General features: G+C 54.2%; 9 protein-coding genes. 4 read left to right on the forward strand and 5 right to left on the reverse strand.

What is annotated here, in order from left to right; all coding sequences use genetic code 11:
• Positions 1 to 187: 187 nt before the first annotated feature.
• Positions 188 to 3,688: a DNA polymerase III subunit alpha gene (gene dnaE / locus VQ830_RS24725; RefSeq protein WP_337270829.1), complete on the forward strand. Its 3,501-nt coding sequence runs from the start codon at positions 188 to 190 to the stop codon at positions 3,686 to 3,688.
• A 194-nt stretch (positions 3,689 to 3,882) separates the two neighbouring features.
• Here dnaE and VQ830_RS24730 read toward each other — a convergent pair whose 3' ends face one another.
• Positions 3,883 to 5,118: a L,D-transpeptidase family protein gene (locus VQ830_RS24730; RefSeq protein ID WP_337270830.1), complete on the reverse strand. Its 1,236-nt coding sequence runs from the start codon at positions 5,116 to 5,118 to the stop codon at positions 3,883 to 3,885.
• Between the two features lie 380 nt (positions 5,119 to 5,498).
• On the opposite strand from VQ830_RS24730, the gene VQ830_RS24735 reads away from it, so the two are divergent.
• A complete protein-coding gene (locus VQ830_RS24735) occupies positions 5,499 to 6,842 on the forward strand; it encodes a GntP family permease (RefSeq protein ID WP_337270831.1) in 1,344 nt (447 codons plus the stop codon).
• Between the two features lie 173 nt (positions 6,843 to 7,015).
• Here the strand turns inward: VQ830_RS24735 and VQ830_RS24740 are convergent, their stop codons facing one another.
• A complete protein-coding gene (locus tag VQ830_RS24740; RefSeq protein ID WP_337270832.1) occupies positions 7,016 to 7,663 on the reverse strand; it encodes a hypothetical protein in 648 nt (215 codons plus the stop codon).
• Positions 7,664 to 7,665: 2 nt separating this feature from the next.
• Positions 7,666 to 7,974, reverse strand: a complete 309-nt coding sequence (locus tag VQ830_RS24745; RefSeq protein WP_337270833.1) for a DUF3572 domain-containing protein — start codon at positions 7,972 to 7,974, stop codon at positions 7,666 to 7,668.
• A 131-nt stretch (positions 7,975 to 8,105) separates the two neighbouring features.
• Between VQ830_RS24745 and VQ830_RS24750 the strand changes: the two genes are divergently transcribed.
• Both VQ830_RS24750 and VQ830_RS24755 read left to right on the forward strand, forming a co-directional pair.
• A complete protein-coding gene (locus VQ830_RS24750; protein WP_337270834.1) occupies positions 8,106 to 8,477 on the forward strand; it encodes a response regulator in 372 nt (123 codons plus the stop codon).
• Positions 8,478 to 8,495: 18 nt separating this feature from the next.
• The gene (locus VQ830_RS24755; RefSeq protein ID WP_337270835.1) at positions 8,496 to 9,863 is read left to right on the forward strand and encodes a PleD family two-component system response regulator; all 1,368 of its coding nucleotides are present in this window, start codon (positions 8,496 to 8,498) and stop codon (positions 9,861 to 9,863) included.
• Positions 9,864 to 10,864: 1,001 nt separating this feature from the next.
• Here VQ830_RS24755 and rpmG read toward each other — a convergent pair.
• A complete protein-coding gene (gene rpmG / locus VQ830_RS24760; RefSeq protein WP_003547442.1) occupies positions 10,865 to 11,032 on the reverse strand; it encodes a 50S ribosomal protein L33 in 168 nt (55 codons plus the stop codon).
• A gap of 92 nt (positions 11,033 to 11,124) precedes the next feature.
• Complete coding sequence (locus VQ830_RS24765; RefSeq protein WP_337270836.1) at positions 11,125 to 12,315, reverse strand: MFS transporter; 1,191 nt, start codon at positions 12,313 to 12,315, stop codon at positions 11,125 to 11,127.
• Between the last annotated feature and the right edge of the window lie 198 nt (positions 12,316 to 12,513).

The following is a 12,513-nucleotide window of genomic DNA, read 5'->3' on the forward strand; positions in this document are numbered from 1 at the left end:
CGCGATATTGCAGCATTCGCTTCTATTATGTTGTTCGTTGCCGGTTTTTCGATTTTCTGTATGAGCCTCTAGCATTTTTCAGGGGATCGCATGGCTGCCATGCGGTCGCCGGCTCTGCAAAGTCTGGACAGAATCGTCGTGAAATCCCAGTGTATGTCCTCGTGCAGAGACATCGAAAGGATCGACCATGGCGGAAGCGAGCAAGGCTGGCGCGGATGACTTCATGGGCGAAACGCCGGGGTTCGTGCATCTGCGTGTCCATTCGGCCTATTCCCTGCTGGAAGGCGCGCTTCCGCTCAAGAAGATCCTGGCCAAAGCAAAGTCCGACAATCAGCCGGCTATTGCGATCACCGATACAAATAATCTGTTTGTAGCACTTGAATTTTCACAGAAGGCGATGGACGATGGGATACAGCCCATCGTTGGCTGCCAAGTTTCCATCGACATGGAAGATGGCTTGGAAAGCGAGAGACGAGGCGGCGCGCAACAGGCGCTGGTGAAGCTTCCCTCAATCGTTCTTCTTTCGTCAACCGAAGAAGGTTACGAGCGTCTGGTGGATCTGATCAGCCGTGCCTATCTCGGGGGCGATGGCCAGCAGGCGACTCACATCCGTTTGTCTTGGCTTGATGAAATCGGCACCGAAGGCCTCATCCTTTTGACCGGCGCATCGACAGGGCCCGTCGACACCATTTTGAAAGACGGCAAGCCCCATGAGGCTGCTCTTCGTCTGCAGGCACTAAAGACAAGGTTTGGAGAACGTCTTTACATAGAGCTGCAACGCCAAGGAACCTATGACCGTCACCACGAAAAGCGGATGATTGCGCTCGCCTACGAGCATGACTTGCCTCTGGTGGCGACCAATGAAGCCTTCTTCCCCGCACGTGACGATTATGATGCACATGATGCATTGATGGCGGTCGCCCATAACGCCATCGTCTCGGATGACAAACGATTCCGTCTGACGCCCGATCATTATCTGCGAAGCAGGGCGGAGATGATGAAGCTGTTCGCCGACATTCCCGAAGCCCTCGATAATACGGTTGAGATTGCCCGCCGTTGCTCCTTCGTGCTGAAAACGCGCAAACCGATTTTGCCACGCTTTACTGGAGGCGTCGCCGATCCCGACGAGGCGGAGCGCGCAGAAGCTGCCGAGCTACGCCGGCAGGCGATTGAGGGCCTTGAGGAGCGCATCGCAAAGCTTGGTATGGCGCCAGGCTACAGTGATAACGATTATCGCGAGCGCCTCGATTTCGAGCTCAGCGTGATTGAACGCATGAAGTTTCCGGGCTACTTTCTCATCGTTTCGGACTTCATCAAATGGGCCAAGCAGCATGACATTCCTGTCGGCCCAGGACGTGGTTCTGGGGCAGGCTCCCTAGTCGCCTATGCGCTCACCATCACGGACGTGGATCCGCTTCGCTTTTCTCTTCTTTTCGAGCGCTTCTTGAACCCAGAACGTGTCTCGATGCCCGACTTTGATATCGACTTTTGCCAGGATCGCCGCGAAGAGGTGATTCGATATGTGCAGGCCAAGTATGGCCGCGATCAGGTTGCGCAGATCATCACCTTCGGATCGCTACAAGCGCGTGCCGCTTTGCGCGACGTCGGGCGTGTGCTCGAGATGCCCTATGGCCAGGTCGACAAGATCTGCAAGTTGGTGCCGAACAATCCCGCAAATCCAACACCGCTTTCCAAGGCCATCGAGGAAGAGCCGAGACTGAAGGAGGAGGCGGAGAAAGAGCCTGTTGTTGCAAGGCTTTTGAACATCGCCCAGAAGATCGAAGGTCTTTATCGCCACGCGTCCACCCATGCAGCCGGGATCGTGATTGGCGACAGACCGCTCTCCAAGCTGGTTCCGATGTATCGCGATCCGCGCTCCGATATGCCGGTTACGCAGTTCAACATGAAGTGGGTTGAGCAGGCCGGTCTCGTCAAGTTCGACTTTCTCGGTCTGAAAACATTGACGGTTTTGAAGGTTGCGGTGGACTTTGCCGCAAAGCGTGGCGCAGCGATTGATCTTGCCGCCATACCGCTGGACGATAAGAAGACCTACGACATGCTGTCCCGCGGCGAGACAGTCGGCGTGTTCCAGGTGGAAAGCGCCGGCATGCGCAAGGCGCTGATCGGTATGAAGCCGGACTGTATCGAAGATATCATCGCGCTCGTCGCGCTGTATCGCCCAGGTCCGATGGAAAATATTCCGACCTACAACGCCCGCAAGCACGGCGACGAGGAGATCGAATCGATCCATCCGATGATCGATCATCTCCTGAAGGAAACGCAGGGCGTTATCGTCTACCAGGAACAGGTGATGCAGATCGCTCAGGTTCTATCCGGCTATTCGCTCGGCGAAGCTGACCTGCTCCGCCGCGCGATGGGCAAGAAGATCAAGGAGGAGATGGACAAGCAGCGTGAGCGCTTTGTCGATGGTGCTGTGGCCAACGGTGTGAACAAGCCGCAGGCGGAAAATATTTTCGAGCTCTTGGCGAAGTTTGCCAATTACGGCTTTAACAAATCGCATGCGGCAGCCTATGCGATCGTGTCTTATCAAACCGCCTTCATGAAGGCGCATTATCCGGTGGAGTTCCTGGCAGCGTCCATGACGCTCGATATGGCCAATACGGAAAAGGTCAACGACTTCCGTCAGGATGCGCGCCGTCTCGGAATCGACGTCGTTCCACCGTCAGTGCAGACATCCTTCCGGCATTTCGAGACAGGTGAAAACCGGATCTATTACGCCCTGGCGGCATTGAAGGGCGTCGGCGAAAACGCCGTGGATCACATCGTTGCGGTCCGTGGCGACAAACCTTTCGAAAGTCTTGAAGATTTCTGCCTGCGGATCGATCCGCGGCAGGTGAACCGCCGGGTGATCGAAAGCCTGATCTACGCCGGCGCTTTCGATTGCTTCGGGATAGACCGTGCGCAGCTTGCCGCTGGCCTTGATCGTGTTTTGGGATACGCTCAGCGGGCGCAGGAAAACAAGTTGAGCGGTCAGTCCGACATCTTTGGTGGAGCGCTTTCCACCGGGCCTGAGAAGATTGCTTTGCCGCCTTTTTCGCCGTGGCTCGCCTCCGAGCGCCTTTTGAAAGAGTTTCAGGTACTTGGCTTTTATCTGACGGCGCATCCGCTCGATAGCTACAAGGCGATCTTGGAAAAAATGCGCGTTCAATCCTTCGCCGAGTTCTCGACCGCCGTTAAACAAGGTGCTGCTTTCGGTCGTCTAGCCGGCACTGTCATTTCACGTCAGGAACGTAAGACCCGCACTGGCAACAAGATGGGCATTGTCGTGTTTTCCGATGCGTCTGGCCAGTTTGAGGCGGTGCTCTTTTCTGAAGTCCTCATGCAGTATCGAGATGTTTTGGAACCGGGAAAATCCTTTGTCATTACGGCTGCTGGTGAAGAGCGCCCTGAGGGTATCAGCCTCCGTCTCCAAACTGCGCAGTCCTTGGAGGAGAAGTCGCTCGAAATGCAAAAGGCGCTGCGTGTTTACGTGCGCGATTCAGGACCCTTGCGCATGGTAGCTTCCCACCTGAATTTGAAAGGCGACGGTCTCGTCTCCTTCATCGTGGTGAAGGATGAGGGGCGCCGCGAGGTCGAGGTTGAATTGCCACAGCGCTATCGGATTACACCAGAGATTGCTGCGGCTTTGCGCAGTGCTCCTGGCGTCGTGGATGTGGAACTCGTCTAAACTACGTGGAAAGGCCGGCTGTCGCCTTTCTGAATAGGCAAGCAGCACGCAAAAGAATGCAGCGCGCATCGATCAAGATGAACGCTGCATTAGGAAGATCAGGTCAAAGCGACAATTCGTTCCGCTGCCTTTTCCAAAGCGCGTTCAATGCCGTCGATGTGCTCGATCGGAACAGCCGTCTTTATTAATCAAAGTCACCGATGGGTGACTGTGATAAAATCTGTCCCGTTGCCAGTCTCCGCACCTAAGCCGCTGTCTGAAATCGTAACGGTTGTGCCCGCCACCAACATATCGGCTATCTTCTGCTTCGCTTCGTCTGAAACGGTAATGCGCCCGAGGGCACCTTCCAGCGGTGTTGCAAAATCGAGGCTCGACATCTGGGATTGGATACCAAGCCGCTTCATCATTTGAGGCGGTAGCTTGTTTTCAAGCGTGACACCCAGCCATTGCTGGCCATCCTTGCCATCCGTCGCGGATTGAAGGATCAGAAAATGAGTGCCAAGAGCCTGTTGCGCAGAAGCGATGTCGACCGGAGCCTCGAACAACGGTTTAAAACCCTTGCGTACCATGATGACACCGTTGGGCGGCGAACCTTTTCCGGCCGCCTCATAGACGGCGCGCAGAAGGTTGTCGCTTATCAGGCTCTTGTCTTTGGCGAATGTCTCGGGCCGCAGTTTCTTGAAAGCGTTGATGGCATCGATCGTTGCATCGCCAATCAGGCCGTCTGCAGGACCGGGCGCAAAGCCAAGCTGTCCAAGGAGAGTTTGCAGATCGATGACCGTCTCGCGCTGGCTACGGCGCGTGATCAAAATTTTGATCGGCTCCGCCGTATCATCGGCTGTTGCATCGTGAAGTATCGGCGAAATCGGCCTGACGGCATTCATCGCCAGCTCGATAGGCTTCCCGGTTGGGTCGCCGACGCCAGGGCGCAAAGTCGCATCTGAAAATAGCTGTGGTGCAGGAGGCGTCGCTTCAAAAAGGCTGACATTGTTCACTGGAGCGGGCTCAACTGCCGTATCGCTAATGATGACGGGCACGCCGAGTGTGGTCATCTTATAGAGCTGCTTGGCAAAGGCGGAGGGTAGGCGGACGCAACCGTGAGATGCACGATAACGAGGTACCGATTTTGATTCATGCAGCGCAATGCCTGACCAAGTCAGTCTCTGCATGAATGGCATCGGCGCCGCCGAATAGATATTCGACTCGTGGTAGATCTGCTTTTCCAAAACGGAGAAAATCCCGGTCGGTGTATCGTGTCCTGGTTTTCCCGACGAGACGCGGGAGGTGGCGACCGGTTCTTGGCCATCATAGACCACCAGCGATTGATCTTTCTTCGAAACGAAAATCTGCAAAATGGGCCGATCGCCGGCCAATGCTGGACTTATCAATGCGGTAGCTGCAAGCCAGCCAATGAGGAGACGCGAAAACATGACACACTCAACTGAGACGCAATACTGGAAGCTAAGGCTAACGAGGGAGTCTTAAAGAATGCCTGCTTTTGATCGGACAGCATTTTCACAGTTTCGCGATCTTGCATGGCGTCGGCTCGGCTTGCTCTAACGATCACGTCTTAATTCGCATGGCTTCAAACAATAGAACCATTGCGCCCTTTCTCATTCCTCGCGTCTTTATCGTTGAGTCACCTTGCCGAACCGCGTTGCGCTGCCACCTTTGGTGGAAGCCCTTGCGGAAAACTTCGAGACTTAATCGCCGTGACTTTGCGGCGTTCGATGAAGGCCGGGGGCAGTGAATTGCATTGAGGCGTTGATCATTGTTGTGATCGACGTGCAGGAGAACAAAGATGCTAGGCATGAGCCGGGAAACTTTTCTCATCGCTGACACAGCGGTGACCATCATCGGTCTTATTCTATTGATTACGCGATTTAAGGTTCATCCCTTCATCGCATTGACCATCGCAGCCGGTTTCCTCGGATTGACTTCCGGAATGGGGATCGATCTGATCATGAAGTCGTTCCAAAGCGGCTTTGGCGATGTTCTGGGCTTCGTTGGCATCGTACTGGGGCTCGGCACAATGTTGGGCAAGCTCATGTCAGAGTCCGGCGGGGCAGATCAGATCGCACAAACGCTGATCCGTGCGTTCGGAAAGGAACGTGTGCACTGGGCAATGATGGTGGCAGCCTTCATCGTCGGGTTCCCGCTGTTCTTCGAGATCGGCTTTGTTCTACTGATCCCGCTTGTTTATATCGTGGCGCGCAAATCGGGCGTCTCGATCATCAAGGTTGGCATTCCCTTGCTTGCAGGGCTCTCGGTTGTTCACGCCCTTGTGCCGCCTCATCCAGGCCCGCTTCTGGCCATCAGTGTCTTTGGTGCAGATGTTGGGAAAACGATTTTATACGGCTTGATCATCGGTCTTCCGACCGCGGCTATCGCCGGACCAATCTTCGCGAGCCTCATTTCAAAGCGCGTTCCGGGTGTCGCCTCACCGGAACTCAGCAAACAGTTCGTTCGCGAAATTGACCCCGAGCGTCTGCCGAGTTTTGCGATCACCATGGCAACCTTGATGTTGCCGGTTGTACTTATGCTTTTAAAGGCGCTGGCCGATATTGCCCTCCCAGAACATCACGTCGTCAGGAACTGGATGGACCTCATCGGACATCCGATTACCGCTCTGCTTCTGGCCTTGCTCTTCAGCTTTTACAGTTTTGGCGTGTTAGCCGGTCTTTCCAAGGAAAAGATGAGCGATCTGTTGAACGAGAGCTTAGGTCCTGTGGCATCGATCATTCTCATCGTCGGGGCTGGGGGTGGTTTCAAGCAGATGCTGATAGCGAGCGGCGTTGGTGATGTGATCGGCAAACTGGCTGTTCAGGCATCGGTATCGCCAATTCTTCTCGCCTGGCTCGTGGCAGCGCTCATTCGCGTTGCGACAGGATCGGCAACAGTAGCAACAATTACCGGCGCGGGAATTGTCGTTCCTGTCGTTTCCGTCATGCCCGGCGTCAACAAAGAACTTCTTGTGCTTGCTACGGGCGCCGGCTCAGTCATTTTCTCCCACGTCAACGACGCCGGCTTCTGGCTCGTGAAGCAGTATTTCAACATGACGGTCGGTGAGACCTTCAAGACATGGAGCTTGATGGAAACCATCGTTTCCGTTGTCGGGCTCGCGTTGGTCCTGCTGTTATCACTCGTCGTTTAAACGCGTTTGAGAAGAGATAGCTTCCTTAGGTGACAGGCACCCAGCGGATCCAACAAGGGCATCAGAAATGGAAAGATGCTCTGCCAATTGTGCATCGGCCCGCTCGCTCTTCGAGCATGGGCCGATGATGCAGGGCAGGGCGTCCAGCGCCATCTGCGTTGGCACGGGCAGCGTTAAGTCGGCAATCCGAAGTGTGTTCTGATAAGTCTGTCGGCGTCGGCCCATGTGGTCGCTGCAGCAATTTTTCCGCTGACCGGCGGGGCCAAATGCCTGAACTCGTCATTCGCCATGAGGTGGACGAGAAAGCAATCAGGAAGGTGCTCGCTGACGGAAATGAGGTTCGACAGGATATCGTCTATGAAAGCAACCGGCAGGTTGCGGTCGCCATGAAGTCTCGCAACGACAGGACCTTTTGGTTCTTTCGTTGCCACCATCTGTTGATACAGGCCGAGCCGATCGAGAAGGCCACGTCGTATCCGTTGATGGCGTGGCGGCATCGCCGTTAAAAATACGACATCGCAATCGTGGGAAAGCAGATCGAGGCTTTCGACCGCTGCATTGGCAGGTGTCTGCCAGTCTGCCTGCGCAAGGAAAAAGGATTCGAGGAAATCATCGACACTTTCTTTTCGAGCTTCAGCGCCTGTTGTCAGAGACACGATGTTCCCATGCAGCCTGAAAGAGCGGGGCAAAAGCTCATACCCCTGGCTTCGCAAGAAGGCTGCAAAGGGGGTAACGAATTCGAGAACGACTTCATCGAGATCGCAGACGAGCAAAGGTCGATTGCTCAGTGCGACGTGTGCTACATCGGTCACGACCGACATCGTCAATATTCTCCAGAATCCAGGCCGGGTTTGGAAAAGTGTCGCCACACCATCGTCAGATCTTCAGGCGTTCTTCCAGATGCGGCACAAAATTCAAGCGCCGTCGGTTCGTGTGCCATGATGAAATCCAGCATCGCACTCATAAAGCCGGGATCGCTCGCAGCGCGCCTGATCTGTTCAGGCTCGACCCCGGTCAATGCAAGAAAACGGGCTAATAATTCGCTATCGGACGCAAGCCAGGCAAGAACTTCGACTGAAACCTCCGTCGGATCGGGCGAGGTTGGCTGCGTTCTCTTGAAATTGCTTTTCATCGGGAGACCTAAGTTACCTTTTTCTAAACATATTTCTGTAGCCTCCGGCCGTGGTTACACGAACCGTCGCATCTTTTTCTGCGAATCAGTCTGCGGCGTGATGACCCGGCAAGTATGTAGGACGCCCTGATATGCCCAAACAGGTGATGATAGTAGAAGATAACGAGCTCAACATGAAGCTCTTTCGCGACCTCATCGAAGCGTCTGGCTATACCACTATTCAAACGCGAAACGGGATGGAAGCGCTTGAGCTCGCGCGCCGTCATCGTCCTGATCTTATCCTGATGGATATCCAGCTTCCTGAGGTTTCGGGACTGGAAGTGACGAAATGGCTGAAAGAGGATGACGATCTTCATATGATTCCGGTCATCGCCGTCACAGCTTTTGCAATGAAGGGCGACGAAGAGCGTATACGCCAGGGCGGATGTGAAGCCTATGTTTCCAAACCCATCTCCGTGCCGAAGTTTCTCGAAACCATCAAGATCTACCTTGGCGATGCTTGAGGCTGGAAGAGGACATTTATGACTGCGCGCATTCTTGTCGTTGATGACATTCCGGCAAACGTGAAGCTTCTCGAAGCGCGGCTGATTGCCGAGTATTTCGATGTGTTGACGGCAGTCGATGGATTTGAAGCACTCTCGATTTGTCAGACCGATCAGGTGGATCTAATCCTGCTCGATATCATGATGCCCGGTATGGACGGATTTGAGGTCTGTGAGCGCCTGAAGGCTGATCCGCATACCGCCCATATTCCGGTTGTAATGGTCACTGCACTAGACCAACTCGCAGACCGCGTGCGCGGTCTAAGAGCGGGAGCGGATGATTTTCTGACGAAGCCGGTCAACGACCTGCAGCTTGTATCCCGTGTGAAGAGCCTATTGCGGTTGAAGGCCCTCAGCGACGAACTGCGTGTTCGATCTGAAGCCGCCCGCTCATTTGCGGTAGGAGAGGCTTTCGAAGATAACGGCGCCGAAGAGAACGCCCGGATACTCTTGGTCGACTCCCGACCCAGTTCCCAAGAACGTATCATCAAGACGTTGAAGCCAATTGCCGATATCATGGCTGTCTCGGATACCCAAGCCGCTCTTTATACGGCAGGAGATGCTCCCTTCGAACTCGCAATCGTCAATGGCGTGGCGGACAGTTTCGATCCTCTGCGCCTTTGCTCACAATTTCGTTCTCTCGAGCGCACCCGCGTGCTTCCCATCCTGATCGTTGCCGAAAATGGCGACGACGAAATGCTGGTCCGCGCTCTCGATCTTGGCGTCAATGACTACATCCTGCGCCCGATCGATCCAAATGAACTAATTGCACGCTGCCTTACACAGATAAAGCGGAAGCGTTACAACGATCTGCTAAGGGCGAGTTTGAACCAGACAATCGAGCTTGCCGTCACGGATCCGCTGACCGGCCTGAACAACAGGCGCTACCTGGACAACCATCTGACAACACTCTTCAGCCGTTCCATGGCGCGGGGTCGGCCACTCTCTTTGGTAATTACCGACATCGATCGCTTTAAGAGCGTCAATGATGCTTATGGCCATGCCGCTGGCGACGAAGTTCTCAAAGAATTTGCGCGGCGCCTTCGCGCCAATGCGCGCGGAGCAGATCTTCTTTGCCGCTATGGTGGCGAAGAGTTCGTTCTCATCATGCCGGATACATCGGAAGAACTCGCTGCAGCAGCCGCCGAAAAGCTTCGTGCGGCAATTGAAACAGAGCCTTTTGTCGTAGCCTCTTCAGGACAAAGCATCAGCTTGACCGCGTCTTTCGGTCTCGCGTTCCGTAGTGCTTCCATTTTGACACCACATCAGCTCTTGAACCAGGCCGACACTGCACTTTACCAAGCCAAGAACGGCGGTCGCAACAAGGTGGTTGCAGCCGCAGCGTGAAGTCTGATCTGGCAGGGGCGATTCGAAGGCCAACGATAGCATTAGAACAAGAAGATCGCGAGTATTGATCTGATATGATGAGAGTGCGCTGTACTAGAGCTTGGTGATGCGCTTGTGGTTTGCCCTTTCATTTGTCCGAATCACCGATAGCTACAGCCGCTAAAACCCTCACCGACGGAACACATTCCGGCCATATAGGGCAAAATTGGGAGCCTGGTGTCGAAGTAGCAAAATCGAGCTATATTCGATTAATCCTCATCTTTCGTTGCGAACTCAACGCATCGCTGCGGCACCGGCGACCTGCAACGAACAATTCCTCACAGCCACTTTTTGAATTTGATGTATCGAAAAAAGATATTGTTAGAAATCCCTAATAAAAAGCCACAGAATATTTCTCGAATATTTGGGGACTAATTTAGAATGTTATAAGTTCAAATAATAATATTTGAATATTCTCTTCAGTAATCGTCCCGTTCTTAACCATAAAATAAACTGTTTTGCAGGTTTGTTAAGAAATTGTTGATTTTCTTTCCCATTAGCGCAATTAGTTGGGGCATAAATTAGTAGTTCCGATACCCCATGATGTCAGGTCCGCCGCATCTCCTGGGTCGTGGGGTCGGTCGACCGGTTGACGATAGTAAGCGGTTCCTCGTGCCGTGTCGCTCGCTGGTCGACCCCCAATTGAAACGCCGTCTTTCTAACTGGAAGGGCGGCGTTTATTTTTGCGTTTTGCAAGTGCCTGATTGACTTGTGCAGCACAGGCTTGAACTACGAGGATGGAAGCGCGGTTTCCCCTTCATTCTGGAAAGGGGATAAGGGTCTTCTGCCTTCCCTGAAGGTCGGATCACATTTCGCACGATTCATCCGGGCAGGAGAAATTCCACGTGTTGAGCACGCTCGCCTGAACGTGGAGCGCCAAGCGCTTTAGCTGATATGGCAACGGCACATAAAAAAACGCAGGCCCTAGGACCTGCGTCTTGGAAAAAATCTGTATTGGAAACTTACTTGATCTTCGTTTCCTTGAACTCGACGTGCTTCTTAGCAACCGGGTCATACTTCGTCTTTGTCATTTTGTCCGTCATCGTACGGCTGTTCTTCGTCGTGACGTAAAAGAAACCGGTGTCGGCTGTCGACAGCAGCTTGATCTTGATAGTGGTAGCCTTGGCCATGGTCGTCCTGCCTTAAATAAAATCAAAGCCGTGGACGGCCTATTAAGCTCCACGGCAATTCTGGCGCGAAACTACGAATCTCGCTCGAAAAGTCAACCCTGCTTGCGCAGGAAAAGAAGCCTGCCCCCGGAAAGAACGGCATAGACTCCAAAAAATGCGGCAATGCTCCAGGAGAAACCGTTGTTGTTCGTGCCGGGAAGATCCATAGCGGCGCCAATGACCTGCGGACCGGCGACAGTGCCGACGGCGTAGCAGAAAACAAAGGCCGCATTGGCAGCCGCAAGGTCGGATCCAGTCAGACGAGACCCAAGGTGGGCGAGACCAACCGTGTAGAGCCCTGACACGCACCCGCCCCAGAAGAGGAGAACACCTGCCATCAAAAACCAATTGTGCGATATGACAGGCAATAACAGCGAGCCAGCCATGCCCAGCAGCGCCATGACCGCAAGGATCGGGCGCTTATCGCGCATCCGGTCTGAAATGAGCCCCACCGGGATCTGGAAGAGGACATTGCCTATCCCCATGACCGTGAGGAGGAGGGCGGCCTGCGCCTCACTGAAATGCACCCGCACGGCATAGATCGGGAAAAGCGACAGCCCACCGGCTTCCACGGCACCAAAGATAAAGACCGCAGCTGTCGCGGTGGGGACCAGGAAGATATATCGCATGAAATGCAATTCCGGCTTTTCGTCCAAAACCGGACTTTCGCCACGAGCGATATAGATCGGGATCGCGGCCGCCAGAACGGCCAGAGCGCCTACAAGAAATGGCGCAATTCCGTCACTGCCGAGCAGCGAGAAGAGCAGGGGACCGGCGGCAAAGCCGAGCGAGAGCACGGTAGCGTAAATACCAAGCACAAAGCCGCGCTTGCGTGGCGGAGAGGCGGCATTGATCCAAAACTCGGAAAGGATGAACAACGTCGTGGTTGCGCCATGAAAAGCAAATCGAAGCGGAAACCACATCCATAGATCGGGCGCGTAGTAAAAGCCGATGGCACTCACGGCCGAAATAAAAACCGCCCAAAGCATGGTGGATGCCACACCGTAATTATGGGCAAGCTTTGTGGTAATCGGCGCGGCGATCATCGCCGCAATCCCAGCCATTGCAGTGTTCAGGCCAATCAGGGTTGATGGCACGCCTCGTTTTTCAAGGATGATGCTGAGAAGCGGCAATCCAAGCCCAATGGCGATGCCAACGGCGGAAATCGCCGAAATTGCAGCAACAAGCGACGGCCAATGAATATGTTCCAGGTCGCCGGCTATACCGTTTTGCGGCTGAGACATTGTCTACCTTCGCGCGCTGGCCGCGACTGTTCGCCGGGCTGGATATGAACAAAAAACGGCTCTCTCGAGCCGGCATGACGCGCCGTGCTTTACAGGATGTTGAGGGGGAGGGGAATGACCTACCGATGAACAGCGTAAAGATAGATTCGCAGACAATAAACCAACCACGTTTCGTTGTTGACGGTATACGCTAGATGC

It is taken from the genome of Oryzifoliimicrobium ureilyticum, assembly GCF_037199735.1.
Lineage (GTDB): Bacteria > Pseudomonadota > Alphaproteobacteria > Rhizobiales > Rhizobiaceae > Rhizobium > Rhizobium ureilyticus.